We start from the raw sequence: 14,972 nt of genomic DNA, 5'->3' as shown, positions 1-14,972 counted from the left end.
TAGTTGAACGTGCACCTAGGGCAGGCTGGGCGCATGACCTCCTTCCTCGACACATACCGCCGCACCGGCGCAGACCTGCCCTTCGGCGACCCGCTCCCCTGGCACGGGGTGTCGATGGAGGGCTACTTCTGGCGGTTCAGCGACCCGGCGACCGGACGGGTGATCATCACCCTCGTCGGCATCAACAGCCCGGCGAGGGGGGATCGCTGGGCGACCGTGGGCATCGCGGCCGAGCCGTCCGGTCACCTCGCGACGGCCGAGCTGGCCGGCGCCTGGGCCGACCCGCAGCGGCTCGGTGTGCGCGTCGGGGACGACGGAGGTGAGGGTCACGTCGTCGCGGACGCGCGCCGGCTCGACGCGGTCGTCGGCGCGAGCGCGGTGCACGTGAGCGTCGAGTCGCCCCGGCCGTGGCCGCACCGTCGCTTCGGTGGGTCGAGCCTCTTCCAGAGCGTGCCCGGCCTCAACCAGTACTGGCACCCGTGGCTGCTCGGTGGGACCGCCCGCGGTCAAGCCGTCATCGACGGTGAGCGGGTCGACATCGACGGTTGGCAGGTCTACGGCGAGAAGAACTGGGGTCGCGGCGGGTTTCCCGACGCGTGGTGGTGGGGTCAGGCGCAGGGCTTCGCCGAGCGCGATACGTGCGTGGCCTTCGCCGGCGGCCAGGTCACCGCGGGCCCGACCGTCCTCGGCCGGCGCCTGACCACGGAGGTCACCGCGCTCGTCGTCGCGCTGCCCGACGGCCGCGTCCTGCGCCTCGGCAACCCTGGGGCGTCGCCGGTGCGGACCGAGGCGCGCCCGGGGCACTGGCAGCTGCGGGGCCGGTCGCGCCGGTGGCAGGTCGAGGTCGACGCGAGCATCGACCCGGGCCAGGCCTTCGTCCTGCCGGTCCCCCTCGTCGAGGAGCGCCGCAACGCACCAGGCGCCCTCGAGAGCCTCGTGGGCCACATCGAGGTGAGGGTCGCCGAGCATGGCCGTGAGGTCTGGAGGGGCGAGAGCCAGCTGGCCGGCCTCGAGCTGGGAGGTCGCGCCCTGGCAGAGGAAGAGCTCGCGACGCGCGGCGGCAGCCCCTCACCGACTACCGCTCAGTAACGGGACCTCGGGAGCCGCTGCCCCTCACATGCGGGGGCAACCGCCGGAGAGGCCCCGTTACTGATCAGTCACATCGCACCGAGCCGGGCGAGCAGCAGCGCCTCGGCGACGCACACCCGCTCGAACTCGCCGAGGTGCAGCGACTCGTTGGCGCCGTGCGCACGCGTGTCGGGGTCCTCGACGCCGGTGACGAGGATCGCCGCCTCGGGGAAGCGCTCGGCGAAGGCAGCGACGAAGGGGATGGACCCGCCGACGCCGATGTCGACCGGCTCGGAGCCGTCCCAGGCGTCACGGAAGGCGGCGCGGGCCTCGTCGTAGACCGGGCCGGTGGTGTCGGCGTAGAAGCCGGGGCCGGCGTCGACCTGCTCGACGGTCAGCTCGGCACCCCACGGCACGTGCTCGCGCAGGTGCCGCTCGAGCGCGGCGAAGCCGTCGGCGGGGTCCTCGTCGGGCGCGAGCCGCATGGAGAGGCGGGCGCGGACGGAGGGGATGAGGGTGTTGGAGGAGCGCTCGACGGTCGGGGCGTCGATGCCGATGATCGCCATGGCCGGCTTGGTCCACTGGCGCGAGAGGATCGAGCCGGTGCCGATGAGCTCGGTGCAGGGCAGCATCCCGGACTCGGCGCGCAGCCGGTCCTCTGGGTAGTCGAGGTCGCTCGCCTCGCCCGACGTGAGCCCGGCGACGGCGACGTCACCGGCCTCGTCGTGCAGGGTCGCGAGCAGCCGCACGAGCGCGGAGAAGGCGTCGGGCATGGGCCCGCCGAACATCCCGGAGTGGATGCCGTGGTCGAGCGTGCGGACGGTGACGTCGGCCCGGACGAGCCCGCGCAGCGAGGTGGTCAGGGCGGGCGTCCCGATGTCCCAGTTCATCGAGTCGGCGAGGACGATGACGTCGGCGGCGAGCTTGTCGCCGTGCGCGGCGAGGATGTCGGGCAGCGAGTCGGAGCCGTACTCCTCCTCACCCTCGACGAAGACGGTGACGCCGACGGGCAGCGCGCCCGCGTGCACGCGCAGGGCGGCGAGGTGCGCCATGATCCCGGCCTTGTCGTCGGCCGCGCCGCGGCCGTAGAGGCGGCCGTCGCGCTCGGTCGGCTCGAAGGGGGGCGAGTCCCACTCGGCGTCGTCGCCGGGGGGTTGCACGTCGTGGTGCGCGTAGAGCATGACGGTGGGTGCGCCCTCGGGGCCGGCGACGCGACCGATGACGGCCGGCGCTCCCCCTTCACGCACGATCTCGACCTCGAGCCCCTCGGCGCGCAGCAGCGCGGCGGTGGCCTCGGCGCTGGCGTCGACGTGTCTCTGGTCGAAGGAGGGCAACGACACGCTCGGGATCCTCGTGAGGTCCTCGAGGTCGCTCCGCAGCGCCGGCATGAGCTCGCGCACGCGGCCACGGAGGGTGTCGATCTGGTCTGGGGTGAGCGTGTTGTCGGGCACGGCCGCGACGCTACCGCCTGCGGGTCGGCTCGGCAGGACCACCTAGAGTGACCCCGTGCTGGGACGCAAGAAGAAGACCGAGAACGAGCTCCAGAGCGAGCAGGCCGCCGCGCACCCGCAGCGAGAGGGCGCGAAGAACCGCCCGACCCCGAGGCGTCGCGACCAGGAGGCCGCCCGCAAGCGTCCCCTCGTGCAGAACAACCCCCGGGAGAACAAGCGCGCCGACCGCGCCCGCCGCCGTGAAGAGGCCGCAAAGATGCGTCAGGCCATGGTCACCGGCGACGAGCGGCACCTGCCGCCCCGCGACAAGGGCCCGGTGCGCCGCTTCGTCCGTGACAACGTCGACGCGCGCTTCAACCTCGGCGAGCTGCTCCTGCTCCTCATGCTCGCCGTGCTCGTCCTCTCGGTCCTCGCCCCGCGGATCGCGACCCTCTTCTTCCTCGGCGTGTACGTCCTCTTCGGCCTGGCGATCCTCGACGCGGTCCTCGCGTGGCGCCGCACGAAGAAGAAGATCCTCGCGAAGTTCGGCGAGGACACCGACCTCAAGGGCCTGGCCCTCTACAGCGTGATGCGTTCCTTCCAGATGCGCCGCACCCGGATGCCGCGCCCGATGGTCGAGCGCGGCACCAAGGTCGTCTGAGGCCGTGACCGTCCCGCCCCTGCACCGCGCGCTCGAGCCGGTGCTGGGGCAGGTCGAGCCGGCGACGGTCATCGGCCCGCGCCGCTGGTGGGCGGGCCCGCTGGACGTCGAGGGGCTCGCTCTCGGCGCGGTCCAGTCCGCGGCGACCGCGCTCCGGGCGTGGGACCCGGGCAGCCTCCCGAGCGTCCCGGCGGACGTCGTCGGGCCGTCCTTCGACTCCCTCCGTCACCTGCGGGTGGACGGTCGCGCGGCGGCCGGCTTCGCCCCGTGGTCCGGCTTCTGGGGGTGCGCGGACGGCTGGGTCCGTACCCATGGCAACTACCCGCACCACGCGGCCGCCCTCCGGCTCGCGCTGGGCCTGTCCGATGACGCGGCGACAGGTGACCTCGCAGCCGTCGTGTCCGAGCGGTCCGCCCTCGAGGTCGAGGAGTCGGTCGTCGCCGCGGGCGGTGTCGCCGCCGCCGTCCGGACCCCGGCCGAGTGGTCGGCGTCGCCGCAGGGTCGGGCGGCTGCCGTCGGTCCGTGGGTCGAGCTCCATGGTCCCTCGGGCGCTCCGCTCACCCCGGGCGAAGGGGGTGAGCGTCCCGTCCCGCAGGGGCCGGGCCTGGGCGGCGTCAGGGTCCTCGACCTCACCCGCGTCATCGCCGGCCCGACCGGCTCGCGCCTGCTCGGGGCCCTCGGCGCCGACGTCCTGCGCATCGACCCGCCGCAGATGCCGGAGATCCTCGACCAGCACCTCGACACCGGCTTCGCGAAGCGGTCGGCGCTCGCCGACCTGCGTGACCCGGCGTCGCTCGCCCGGGTGCGCGAGCTCCTCGAGCACGCCGACGTCGTCCTGCTCGGCTACCGCGCCGGCGCGCTCACCCGCTACGGGCTCTCGGCCGAGGCGCTGCTCCAGGACCGACCCGGCCTCGCGGTCGTCTCCTCCGACGCCTGGGGCGAGGGGCCGTGGTCGGGCCGCCGCGGGTTCGACAGCATCGTCCAGGCCGCGTGCGGCATCGCCGACGTCTACCGCGGCCCCGACGGCTCGCCTGGCGCCCTGCCCGTCCAGGCGCTCGACCACGCAACCGGCTACGGGGTCGCCGCCGCCGCGATCGCCCTGCTCGTGCACCGCCGGTCCACGGGCGAGGGCGGCAGCGCGCGGCTCTCGCTGACCCGCACCGCCGCCGAGCTCATGGCACTCCCACCGTGCGAGCACCCGGCCGGCCCCCAGGCCGACGACGCCCTGCGCGCGGCGGACTCCCCCTTCGGGTCGCTGCGGTACGTCCGGCCGCCGCTCGACCTCGACGGGCGGGCGCTCGAGCACCCCTGGCTCCCCCGCCCCTATGGCGAGGACCCGCTGACCTGGCGGTGAGTCAGGCGGGGTCGAGGCCCATCGGCCCGTAGACCTCGGCCTCCTCGCGCATGAGGGTCACGTCGGTGACGCCCGCGTCGGCGAGCGTCTGCCACTCCTGCGCGAACCACGCCTCGGCGTCCGCCTGGGTCGGGAAGTCGCAGGACTGCTGCGGCCCGCCGGGGCGCTCCTGCCGGCCGTCGTAGCGCCACCAGTACCGCTCACTCATGACTGACGCACCTGCACCTCGACGAAGGGGGGCTTGGTGACCTCGGCGGGCAGCTCGCGGCCGCGGACGTCGATGACGACCTCGTCGCCGATCTTCACCGTGCGCTCGAGGAGCGCGAGGGCGATGCCGTCCTTGCGGGTGGGGCTGAAGGTGCCGGAGGTGACGACGCCGACGACGGCGCCCTCGGTGTCCTTGACCTCGCACCCGGGGCGCGGGATGCCGCGGCCGGTGACGACGAGGCCCTTGAGGATGCGCGACTCCTTCGCGACGCGCTGGGCGACGAGGGCGTCCTTGCCCCAGAAGGTCTCCTTGTCCCAGCCGACGGCCCACGCGGAGCCGGCCATGACCGGGGTGATGTCGAGGCTGAGGTCATTGCCGTGGAGGGGGTAGCCCATCTCGGTGCGCAGGGTGTCCCGCGAGCCGAGCCCGCACGGCAGGCCGTCGTAGGGAGCCATCGCCTCGACGAGCGCCGCCCACAGGCGCGGGGTGTCGGCGGCCGGCGCGACGAGCTCGTAGCCGCGCTCGCCGGTGTAGCCGGTACGGCACACGGTGAGCGGCACGCCCTCCCACTCGGCGTCGTCGTAGCTCATGTAGTCGTGGTCGACGGGCAGGCCGAGGGCCTGGAGGACCTCGTCGCTCTTCGGGCCCTGGATCGCGATGACGCCGTAGTCCTCGTGGAGGTTGGTCACCGTGATCCCCTCGGGCGCGGCCTCCTGGAGCATCTCGACGACGGTCGCGGTGTTGGCCGCGTTGGGGATGAGGAAGACGTCGTCGTCGGCGCGCAGGTAGGCGATGAGGTCGTCGACGACGCCGCCGGAGTCGTTGCAGCACAGCGTGTACTGGGCCTTGCCGGGCTCGATCCGGCCGAGGTCGTTGGTGAGGCAGGAGTTGACGAAGTCGGCGGCGCCCGGGCCGGTGACGCTCGCCTTGCCGAGGTGGCTGACGTCGAAGATGCCGACCCGCTCGCGGACCGCCTTGTGCTCGGCGACGACGCCACCGCCGGGGTACTCGATCGGCATGTCCCAGCCGCCGAAGTCGGCCATCTTGGCGCCGAGGTCGAGGTGAGCCTGGTGGAGGGGCGAGGTGCGCTGGGTCTGCGTCATGTGGCCGAGGTTACTCGTCTCACGATCCGGGATAGCCTCGTGCGGAGCATCCGCGATCGAAAGGACCACCGTGCCCCGTCTTGCCCTCGGCAGCCGCGCCCTCTCCACCTACTCCGGCGACACCGTCGTCATCGGCCTGCGTGCCGGGGAGGCCTCGAAGAGCTCTCGCAAGAAGGCCGCGAAGGCCGAGCCCGAGGTGGTCTCGAGCGTCGAGCTGAGCGCCGAGCTGGCGAAGGGGGTGGCCGCGGCCGTCGAGGTCCTCGACCCCTCGACGTCGGTCGGGTCCACGACCCTCGCGCCGGCCCCGGCCGGCCTCAAGGCCAAGAAGCTCCTCCTCGTCGGTCTCGGCGACGGTGACGTGAGCACCGACGACCTGCGCCGCGCCGCCGGCAACGCCGCCCGCGCATGCGCCAAGGACTCGAGCATCCGCCTCCTGCTCCCCCACGACGACGCGACCGGGCTGGCCGCGATCGCCGAGGGCGCACTCGGTGGCGCCTACACCTTCACCGCGCACAAGTCGAAGCCCGCCGAGGAGACGCTCGCGACGATCGAGATCGGCACCTCGCTCGGCAAGGCGCACGCCCCCAAGGACGTCCTCGCCAAGGCCGAGACCGTCGGCCGGGCCGTCGCCTGGGCCCGCGACCTCGTGAACACCGCGCCGAACCTGCTCTACCCGCAGTCCTTCGCCGACACCGTCAAGGAGGTCGTCGGCGCGAGCTCGGGCAAGGTCACCCTCAAGGTCCTCGACGACAAGGCGCTCGCCAAGGGCGGCTTCGGCGGCATCGTCGGCGTCGGCCAGGGCTCCTCGCGCCCGCCGCGGATCGTCGAGATGACGTACACCCCGACCCGTGCCCGCGGCGCCAAGAAGGTCGCGCTCGTCGGCAAGGGCATCACCTTCGACACCGGCGGCGTGTGCATCAAGCCGGCCGCGTCGATGGCGACGATGAAGTCCGACATGGCCGGCGCCGCCGCGGTCGCCGCGACGGTCGTCGCCGCCGCCGAGCTCGCCCTGCCGGTCGCCGTCACCGGCTACCTCTGCCTCGCCGAGAACATGCCAGGCGGCAACGCCCAGCGCCCCGGTGACGTCGTGACGATGCGCAACGGCATGACCGTCGAGATCCTCGACACCGACGCCGAGGGCCGCATGGTCCTCGCCGACGGCATGAGCCTGGCCGCCGAGGGCGGCGCCGAGGTCATCCTCGACATCGCGACCCTCACCGGCGCGTGCATGGTCGCGCTCGGCCCCGACGTCTACGGCGTCATGGGCAACGACGACGAGGTCCGCTCGGCGATCGCCACGGCCTCGGCCGAGGTCGACGAGCCGTCGTGGCCGCTGCCGCTCCCCGCGGACCTGCGCCCGGGCCTCGACTCCTTCGTCGCCGACATCGCGCACAAGGCCGACCGCTGGGGCGGCGCGCTCACCGCGGGCCTCTTCCTCCAGGAGTTCGCCAAGACCGCCGAGGGCGAGCCGATCCCGTGGGCCCACCTCGACATCGCCGGACCGTCCTTCCGCGACGGCGGGCCGGCCGGCCACCTCACCAAGGGCGGCACCGGGGTCGGCGTGGCGACGATGCTGCGCTACCTCGAGAACCTCGCCTGACCCCCCTTCGCCCCATCCCTGCACGACTCGACGCAAAGGAGCGTCCCTGCCGATGACGGCCCAGACCGACGGCACCTACGACCTCGTCATCCTCGGCGCCGGCAGCGGCGGCTACGCCTGCGCGCTGCGGGCCCGCCAGCTCGGCCTGACCGTCGCGCTCGTCGAGGAGGACAAGGTCGGTGGCACCTGCCTGCACCGCGGTTGCATCCCGACGAAGGCCCTGCTGCACTCCGCGGAGATCGCGGAGGCCGCGCGCCACGGGTCCAGGCTCGGGCTGCGGACGAGCTTCGACGGGGTCGACGTCGCGTCGCTGCACGCGTACAAGGACAAGGTCGTCGGGCAGCTCTTCAAGGGGCTGACCGGTCTGGTGAGGCAGTCGGGTGCCGAGGTCGTCGAGGGCCGGGGGCGTCTCGTCGACGCGTCGACCGTCGAGGTGGGCGAAGGGGGTGACGCGCGCCGGCTCGTCGGGCGGACCGTGGTCCTCGCGACCGGCAGCGCGCCGCGCACCCTGCCGGGCATCGAGATCGGGCCGCGGGTCATGACGAGCGACGAGGTGCTGCGGATCGAGGAGATCCCCGGCCGCGTCGCGGTGCTCGGCGGCGGGGTCATCGGTGTCGAGCTCGCGTCGGTCATGGCCGGGCTCGGCGCGCAGGTCACCGTCGTCGAGGCCCTCGACCGGCTCGTCGCCGCGGAAGAACCCTCGATCAGCAAGGTCGTCGAGCGGACCTTCAAGAAGCGCGGCATCACGGCGCTGACCGGGGCGCGCGTGGCCGGCGTCGACACGACCGGGTCCGGTGCGACGGTGCGGCTCGAGAGCGGCGACCCGATCGAGGTCGACCTCGTCATCGTCGCCGTCGGCCGCGGGCCGCGCAGCGAGGGCATCGGGCTCGAGGAGGCCGGTGTCGCCACGGAGCGCGGCTTCGTCACGACCGACGAGCGGCTGCGCACGAGCGTCGAGGGCGTCCGCGCCGTCGGTGACCTCGTGCCCGGCCTGCAGCTGGCGCACCGCGGCTTCGGCCACGGGATCTTCGTCGCCGAGGACGTCGCCGGGCTCTCCCCCGCGCCGGTCCTCGACGTGCAGATCCCCCGAGTGACGTACTGCGACCCCGAGATCGCCTCGGTCGGCATGACCGCTGAGCAGGCGCACGCTGCCGGCCACGAGGTCGAGTCGGTGCAGTACCCCCTCGGCGGCAACGGGCGCAGCATCATCCGCGGCACGACCGGGTCGATCACCGTCGTCCGCGAGCAGGACGGCCCGGTGCTCGGCGTGCACATGGTCGGCATCGGAGTCAGCGAGCTCGTCGGCGAGGCACAGCTCATGGTCGGCTGGGAGGCCCACCCTGAGGAGGTCGCCTCGCTCGTGCACGCCCACCCGACCCAGGGCGAGGCTCTCGGGGAGGCCGCGATGCTGGCCGCTGGACGGCCCCTCCACGCACACGCGTGAGCCGCCTGCAAAGATGACCACCGAGCACGTGACCTGGATCTCCCAGGAGGCCGGTCGACGTGAGAGTCTGAGACCGAACCACTGTGACAGCCACACGTCGACGAAGGAGAACCAACGCCATGTCTGAGCGCGTGACCATGCCGGCCCTCGGGGAGTCCGTCACCGAGGGCACCGTGACTCGATGGCTCAAGAGCGTCGGCGACAGCGTGGAGGTCGACGAGCCGCTGCTCGAGGTCTCGACCGACAAGGTCGACACCGAGATCCCTTCGCCCGTCGCGGGCACGCTCCAGGAGATCCTCGTCGAGGAGGACGAGACCGTCGAGGTCGGCGCCGACCTCGCCGTCATCGGTGACGGCGACGGTGGCGACAGCTCCGGCGGGTCCGACGAGGACGCCTCCGAGGAGACGTCCGACGAGGGTGACTCCGAGGCCGACTCCGACGAGGAGACCGTCGAGGACAAGGGCTCCGACTCCGAGCCCTCCGCCGACTCCGACGACGAGCAGGCCGAGGCCGAGGAGCAGGCGACCGCCCCGAGCACCTCCGAGGACGTCCCCGCCGAGAAGCCCGAGGCCGAGACCTCCGACAGCGGCGACGGCGACGGCCAGACCGTCCAGATGCCCGCGCTCGGAGAGTCCGTCACCGAGGGCACCGTCACCCGCTGGCTCAAGGCCGAGGGCGACGACGTCGAGGTTGACGAGCCCCTCCTCGAGGTCTCGACCGACAAGGTCGACACCGAGATCCCTTCGCCCGTCGCAGGCACGCTGACCAAGATCCTCGTCGAGGAGGACGAGACCGTCGAGGTCGGCGCCGACCTCGCCGTCATCGGCGGCTCCGGCGGCGGTGGCTCCTCGAAGGACGAGGAGTCCGACGAGAAGGCCGAGGCCCCCAAGGACGAGACGACCGAGACCGAGGACAAGGCCGAGTCCGAGGACTCCGACGACAGCGCGCAGACCGACAAGTCCCTCCCGGCCGACGGTGAGGGTGGCGACGTCAAGGACCAGCCCGCGGGCGGCGCCGACACGAGCGACGCGACGGCCAAGGGCGCCAAGACCTCCGAGGACTCGAAGAAGCCCGAGGACGAGGAGTCCCCGACGGACAAGGCCGAGCCGACCGAGGCCGACGCCCCGGTGACCGCCAAGGCCCCGACCGCCGAGGACGCCGCCGCCGGTGCGCCGCAGGACGCGTCGAAGTACGTCACGCCGCTCGTGCGCAAGCTCGCCGCGGACAACGGCATCGACCTCAGCGAGGTCCAGGGCTCCGGCATCGGCGGGCGTATCCGCAAGGAGGACGTCCTCGAGGCGGCCCGCGCCAAGAACGCCCCGGCCGAGCAGCCCGCTGCCCCGGCCGCGGACGCCGCGACCTCGGCCCCGCCCGCCCCGCCGGCGGCGATGCAGAGCAGCGTCTCGCCGGGCAAGCGCGGCACCCGCGAGAAGATGTCGCGCCTGCGCAAGGTCATCGCCCAGCGCATGGTCGAGTCCCTCCAGGTCTCGGCGCAGCTGACGACGGTCGTCGAGGTCGACATGACGAAGGTCTCGCGCGTGCGTGACCGGAGCAAGGCCGACTTCGAGCGCCGCGAGGGCACGAAGCTCTCCTTCCTGCCCTTCATCGCGCTCGCGACCGCCGAGGCGCTCAAGCAGCACCCGGTGATCAACGCGAGCGTCGAGGGCGAGGAGATCGTCTACCACGGCTCCGAGAACCTCTCGATCGCCGTCGACACCGAGCGTGGCCTGCTCACCCCCGTGGTGAAGAACGCCGGAGACCTCAACGTCGCGGGCCTGGCCCGGGCGATCGCCGACGTCGCGGACCGCACCCGCAACAACAAGATCACCCCGGACGACCTGTCCGGCGGCACCTTCACCATCACGAACACCGGCAGCCGGGGCGCGCTCTTCGACACCCCGATCCTCAACCAGCCGCAGGTCGCGATGCTCGGTACGGGTGCCATCGTCAAGCGGCCGGTCGTCGTCACCGACGCCGACGGCGGCGAGACGATCGCGATCCGCTCGATGATGTACCTCGCGCTCTCCTACGACCACCGGGTCGTCGACGGCGCCGACGCCGCCCGCTTCCTCGGGACGGTCAAGGCCCGTCTCGAAAACGGTTCCTTCGAGGCCTGAGCCGCATGACACACCGAGAGCGCGTTGCCGTCGCCGGGTCCTCCGGTCTCATCGGCAGCGCGCTCTCGGCGTCTCTGCGTGCGCGCGGCACCGAGGTGATCCGTCTCGTCCGTCGGGCACCGACGTCCCCGGACGAGCGGGCCTGGGACCCGGCGAAGGGTGAGCTGGACCCGTCGGTCCTCGACCGCGTCGACGCGGTGATCACCCTCGCCGGCGCCGGGGTCGGTGACCGGCGGTGGTCACCGTCGTACAAGCAGGAGATCCTCGCCTCCCGGGTCGACTCGACGCGGACCTTCGCCGCGGCGGCGGCCGCTGCCGGGGTGCCCCGGATGGTCGCGGGCTCGGCGATCGGCATCTACGGCGACCGCGGCGACGAGGTGCTCACCGAGGCGTCCGCGCCCGGCACAGGGTTCCTCGTCGAGGTCGTGCGGGCCTGGGAGGAGGCCGCCGACCCGGCCCGTGAGGCGGGTGTCGCCGTCGCGCACGCGCGGACGGGGCTCGTCGCTGCGCGTCAGGGTGGCGCGATGGAGCCGATCCTGCGCCTGGCCCGGCTGGGCCTCGGCGGACCGCTCGGCAGCGGCCGTCAGTGGTGGCCGCTCCTCTCCCTCGACGACGAGGTCGCGGCGCTCACCTGGCTCGTCGACCACGACGTGACCGGTCCCGTGAACCTCGCCCCGCCTCAGCCCGTGCGCCAGCGTGATCTGGCCCGCGAGCTGGGACGCCAGCTGCACCGGCCCGCGCTGCTCCCCGCCCCGGCCCCGGCGATGCGGCTGGCGATCGGCGAGTTCGCCGGCGAGGTGCTCGCCTCGACCCGGGTGCTCCCTCACGTGCTGCTCGACCACGGCTTCGAGTGGCAGCAGCCCGACCTGCCCTCGCTCGTCCGCTGGCTGCTCGCGTAGGGCCCACGGCTCCTACCCGCCGCACGAGCCAAGGCTCCTACCCGCCGCACGAGCCAAGGCTCCTACCCGCCGCACGAGCCAAGGCTCCTACCCGCCGCACGAGCCAAGGCTTCTTGCATCAGGCCTCGGCTCACGGGGCGCTGATCTCCGCGATCCGCCACCGACCACCGTCGTGGATGATCCGGACGTCGACCTGCTCCCCCGGCTGCTCGGGGCGCTGCTGCCGGACCTCGCTGCCCTCCTCGCCCACCGTGTAGGAGCTCATCCCGATCCGACCCCGCAGGACGACGTCCTCCCCCGTCGTCCCGACCACGCCCACCGAGGTGACCCGGTAGGCCAGCCCGGCGTAGCGGTAGCCGCCCTCCTCGAGCTCGTCGAGGAGCTCAGCGTCGGCGGCCTCGGCCGGTGAGCCCGAGACCGTGAGCTCGCGCAGGCCGTCGCGATCCTGCTCGGTGAGCACGACGGCACGGGCATCGGCGAGCGCGGCGAGGAGCTCGGCGGGACGGTCCCGACCGGCCTCGGGGTCGAGCAGGACCGGTGGCTCATCCTCCGTCGGGACAGCCGCGGGGGCCGGGTCGGGAGAGTCTCCGGACACGGCAGGCGTCGCCACCGGCCCGGTCGGGTCCGCGGCGGCGAACCGGTCCCACGGCACGAGGGTCGTCAGGACGAGGCCGACGACGAGCACCGCGGCGGCGAGCAGCCACGGTCGCAGCCCCGAGCGGTCGACGCCGGCGCCGTGGGCGCCTCCCCGGGGCGGCGACTCCGGCGTCCGGAGCCGCTGCACGACCGTCGTCGGCCCGTCGAGGCTCGACCGCGCGGGGGGCGAGACGTCGCGGGTGAGGTCGATGGGTGCCTCGCGCCGCCACGGCCACCACCGGCGGGCCGGCTCGTCCTGGACCTCCTGCTCCCAGAAGGGCACCTCGCCCTCCGACGCGCTCGCCGCGGCCTCACGGATGCGCCGGGTCATCGTGCTGGAGATGTCGTCGGGCACGACGACGGTCAGCGGCTCGGCGCTCGCCGCCTCGAAGACCTGACGGGCGAGGTCGTCGACGTCGGGGCGGCGCACCGGGTCGGCCTCGAGGCAGGCCTCGACGAGGTCGACGAGCGCGTCGGGGACCCCGGCGGTGAGCTCGCGCAGGCTGCCCCGGGTCGCAGGATGACCGGGCGCCGAGCCGGTGAGGCACGCCCAGGCGATGGCACCGAGGCCGTAGACGTCGCCCGATGCCGACGGCGGCCGGCCGAGGACGATCTCCGGGGCGACGAAGCCCTCGGTCCCCCACGGGTCGAGCTCGGCGGGGTCGACGCCGACGAGCCGCGAGCACCCGAGGTCGGACCACACGGGCCTGCCGGTCGAGTCCAGCAGGACGTTGCCCACGCTGACGTCGCCGTGGACGACGCCCAGCCGGTGCAGCTGGCCGAGCGCGGTCGCCAGGGGCGAGACCACGGTGACGACCTCGCCGGCGCTGAGGAACCCGCGGGCCCGGATCACGTCGCCCAGGCTGCCGCCGGCCATCCAGTCGAGGACGAGGACGGTGCGCTCACCCCCGTCGATGGTCAGGCATTCGTGCAGGGTCACGGCGTGCTCGACGGCGCTCTCGGCGAGGACGGCGTACTCCCGCAGCGCGGCCTCCTCGGCGGCGGTGTCGAGGACCTTGAGCGCGACGAGCGAGTCGTCGCCGACCCGGCGCGCCCGCCAGACATGGGCGGTGCTCCCCCGCCCGACCCACCGGGTGACCCGGTACCCCGGGACCTCCGGCACGGCCACCCCTTCGGGGACCTCGTGGACCACGGTCGTCGTCGTCTCGTCCATGCCCCCAGCCTGGCCGACCCGGCCGGCCCCCCGCCGACGTTATCCACAGCCCCGCCCCGGGACCGGGGCTAGGGTGGAGGGCATGCGCTTCGAGCACGTCGGACTCTCACCGGACACCGTCGACTACATGGACGGGTGGGAGCGGCAGAAGGCCGTGCACGCGGAGGTCGTCGCCGGCCAGCGCGAGGACACCGTCCTGCTCCTCGAGCACACCGCCGTGTACACCGCCGGCAAGCGGACCGCGGCGAGCGACCGCCCCTTCGACGGCACCCCGGTCATCGACGTCGACCGCGGCGGCAAGATCACCTGGCACGGCCCCGGCCAGATCGTCGGCTACCCGATCGTCCGCCTGCCCGACCCCGTCGACGTCGTCGCCTACGTCCGCCGGCTCGAGGAGATGATGATCCGCGTCTGCCGCGACCTCGGCGTCGAGACCACCCGCGTCGAGGGCCGCTCCGGCATCTGGGTCACCGCCGACGAGCGAGGGCGCGACCGCAAGCTCGGTCAGATCGGCATCCGCGTCAGCCGTGACGTCGCGATGCACGGCTTCGCGCTCAACTGCGACTGCGACCTGTCATGGGCGACCTCGATCGTCCCGTGCGGGATCCCCGACGCGGACGTCTCCTCGATCAGCCATGAGCTCGGCCGCCAGGTCACCGTCGCCGAGGCGCTCCCCCTCGTCGAGCGTCACCTCACCGAGGTGCTCGACTGGTCCGTCCCGCTCGAGGCCAGCGTCTGAGCCGCCGACCACGACCGATCATGGTGGATCGGAAGGCCTCGTGAGCGACGGGATCACCGGTGCGGGCCTGGTCGCCGCTGCGACGACCGCGCTGGCCATGGCGGGCTTCGTCGTCGGAGGCGTGCTGGCCTACACCGGCCGCTGGGGACCGCTTCGCCGGAGGATGGTGGCGGACCCGGAGGGGCACCGGCTGGCCGGGACGCTGTGGCTCGGGCTGATCGGGCTGCCGGTCGCCGCGCTGGTCCTCACCGACCCGGCGCCCGACGGGGGTCTGAGCGCGGTGCACCGGGCCGCTCTGGCGGTCATGGGCGTGCTGCTGCTCGCCATGGTCGCCCTCACCGTCAACCGTCCCGCGACGCTGACCCGGCTGCTGACACCCCGCTGGCTCCTGCGGGAGCGTGCGCAGCGCTACGGGGCGGTGCGCAGAGACGGCCGGCCGGGCACCGGCCCGTAGCGCTCGCCGGCCGCCGGTCCCCGACGCACGCGTACCGGTGCACGGGCGGGGCGGGCAGCACGGTCACACGGCGCATAGGGTTGGA

At 73.6% G+C, this 14,972-nt stretch carries 13 protein-coding genes; 9 read left to right on the top strand and 4 right to left on the bottom strand.

Annotation, left to right across the window (positions count from 1 at the left end):
• The first annotated feature begins 33 nt into the window (after positions 1-33).
• The gene (locus JNO54_RS08490; protein WP_204143510.1) at positions 34-1,089 is read left to right on the top strand and encodes a tocopherol cyclase family protein; all 1,056 of its coding nucleotides are present in this window, start codon (positions 34-36) and stop codon (positions 1,087-1,089) included.
• A 68-nt stretch (positions 1,090-1,157) separates the two neighbouring features.
• On the opposite strand, the gene JNO54_RS08485 is transcribed toward JNO54_RS08490, so the two are convergent.
• A complete protein-coding gene (locus JNO54_RS08485; protein ID WP_204143509.1) occupies positions 1,158-2,519 on the bottom strand; it encodes a dipeptidase in 1,362 nt (453 codons plus the stop codon).
• A gap of 55 nt (positions 2,520-2,574) precedes the next feature.
• On the opposite strand from JNO54_RS08485, the gene JNO54_RS08480 reads away from it, so the two are divergent.
• Together JNO54_RS08480 and JNO54_RS08475 are read left to right on the top strand one after the other, a co-directional pair.
• Positions 2,575-3,159, top strand: a complete 585-nt coding sequence (locus tag JNO54_RS08480) for a DUF3043 domain-containing protein (protein WP_204143508.1) — start codon at positions 2,575-2,577, stop codon at positions 3,157-3,159.
• Between the two features lie 4 nt (positions 3,160-3,163).
• A complete protein-coding gene (locus JNO54_RS08475; RefSeq protein ID WP_307818128.1) occupies positions 3,164-4,513 on the top strand; it encodes a CoA transferase in 1,350 nt (449 codons plus the stop codon).
• 1 nt (position 4,514) lies between these two features.
• On the opposite strand, the gene JNO54_RS08470 is transcribed toward JNO54_RS08475, so the two are convergent.
• Together JNO54_RS08470 and gcvT are read right to left on the bottom strand one after the other, a co-directional pair.
• A complete protein-coding gene (locus JNO54_RS08470) occupies positions 4,515-4,721 on the bottom strand; it encodes a hypothetical protein (protein WP_204143507.1) in 207 nt (68 codons plus the stop codon).
• Positions 4,718-5,824: a glycine cleavage system aminomethyltransferase GcvT gene (gene gcvT / locus JNO54_RS08465; protein ID WP_204143506.1), complete on the bottom strand. Its 1,107-nt coding sequence runs from the start codon at positions 5,822-5,824 to the stop codon at positions 4,718-4,720. The genes JNO54_RS08470 and gcvT overlap by 4 nt, the downstream gene beginning before the upstream one ends.
• Positions 5,825-5,894: 70 nt before the next feature.
• Between gcvT and JNO54_RS08460 the strand changes: the two genes are divergently transcribed.
• From JNO54_RS08460 to JNO54_RS08445, 4 genes are all read left to right on the top strand, one after another.
• Positions 5,895-7,424 (top strand): leucyl aminopeptidase, encoded by a 1,530-nt coding sequence (locus JNO54_RS08460; protein WP_307818127.1) that lies wholly within the window; start codon positions 5,895-5,897, stop codon positions 7,422-7,424.
• Between the two features lie 52 nt (positions 7,425-7,476).
• Positions 7,477-8,868, top strand: coding sequence for a dihydrolipoyl dehydrogenase (lpdA, locus tag JNO54_RS08455; protein ID WP_204143504.1), 1,392 nt, complete (start codon positions 7,477-7,479; stop codon positions 8,866-8,868).
• 119 nt (positions 8,869-8,987) lie between these two features.
• Positions 8,988-10,985: a 2-oxoglutarate dehydrogenase, E2 component, dihydrolipoamide succinyltransferase gene (gene sucB / locus JNO54_RS08450; RefSeq protein WP_204143503.1), complete on the top strand. Its 1,998-nt coding sequence runs from the start codon at positions 8,988-8,990 to the stop codon at positions 10,983-10,985.
• A gap of 5 nt (positions 10,986-10,990) precedes the next feature.
• Positions 10,991-11,884, top strand: coding sequence for a TIGR01777 family oxidoreductase (locus tag JNO54_RS08445; protein WP_204143502.1), 894 nt, complete (start codon positions 10,991-10,993; stop codon positions 11,882-11,884).
• Positions 11,885-12,014: 130 nt separating this feature from the next.
• Here the strand turns inward: JNO54_RS08445 and JNO54_RS08440 are convergent, their stop codons facing one another.
• Complete coding sequence (locus JNO54_RS08440; protein ID WP_204143501.1) at positions 12,015-13,694, bottom strand: serine/threonine protein kinase; 1,680 nt, start codon at positions 13,692-13,694, stop codon at positions 12,015-12,017.
• Positions 13,695-13,776: 82 nt separating this feature from the next.
• Here JNO54_RS08440 and lipB point away from each other — a divergent pair, with 82 nt between their 5' ends.
• The gene (gene lipB / locus JNO54_RS08435) at positions 13,777-14,433 is read left to right on the top strand and encodes a lipoyl(octanoyl) transferase LipB (protein WP_204143500.1); all 657 of its coding nucleotides are present in this window, start codon (positions 13,777-13,779) and stop codon (positions 14,431-14,433) included.
• Positions 14,434-14,473: 40 nt separating this feature from the next.
• The gene (locus JNO54_RS08430) at positions 14,474-14,887 is read left to right on the top strand and encodes a hypothetical protein (RefSeq protein ID WP_204143499.1); all 414 of its coding nucleotides are present in this window, start codon (positions 14,474-14,476) and stop codon (positions 14,885-14,887) included.
• Positions 14,888-14,972 lie beyond the last annotated feature (85 nt).

This window comes from Janibacter endophyticus (genome assembly GCF_016888335.1).
Taxonomy (GTDB): domain Bacteria; phylum Actinomycetota; class Actinomycetes; order Actinomycetales; family Dermatophilaceae; genus Marihabitans; species Marihabitans endophyticum.
Note: the sequence above shows the minus strand (reverse complement) of the source record. Positions and strands in the feature narration are given on the sequence as shown.

Coding starts and splice junctions, on each gene's coding strand:
- JNO54_RS08490 (WP_204143510.1), top strand. CDS start 34: ATGACCTCCTTCCTCGACACATACCGCCGCACCGGCGCAGACCTGCCC.
- JNO54_RS08470 (WP_204143507.1), bottom strand. CDS start 4,721: ATGAGTGAGCGGTACTGGTGGCGCTACGACGGCCGGCAGGAGCGCCCC.
- gcvT (WP_204143506.1), bottom strand. CDS start 5,824: ATGACGCAGACCCAGCGCACCTCGCCCCTCCACCAGGCTCACCTCGAC.
- lpdA (WP_204143504.1), top strand. CDS start 7,477: ATGACGGCCCAGACCGACGGCACCTACGACCTCGTCATCCTCGGCGCC.
- sucB (WP_204143503.1), top strand. CDS start 8,988: ATGTCTGAGCGCGTGACCATGCCGGCCCTCGGGGAGTCCGTCACCGAG.
- JNO54_RS08445 (WP_204143502.1), top strand. CDS start 10,991: ATGACACACCGAGAGCGCGTTGCCGTCGCCGGGTCCTCCGGTCTCATC.
- JNO54_RS08440 (WP_204143501.1), bottom strand. CDS start 13,694: ATGGACGAGACGACGACGACCGTGGTCCACGAGGTCCCCGAAGGGGTG.
- lipB (WP_204143500.1), top strand. CDS start 13,777: ATGCGCTTCGAGCACGTCGGACTCTCACCGGACACCGTCGACTACATG.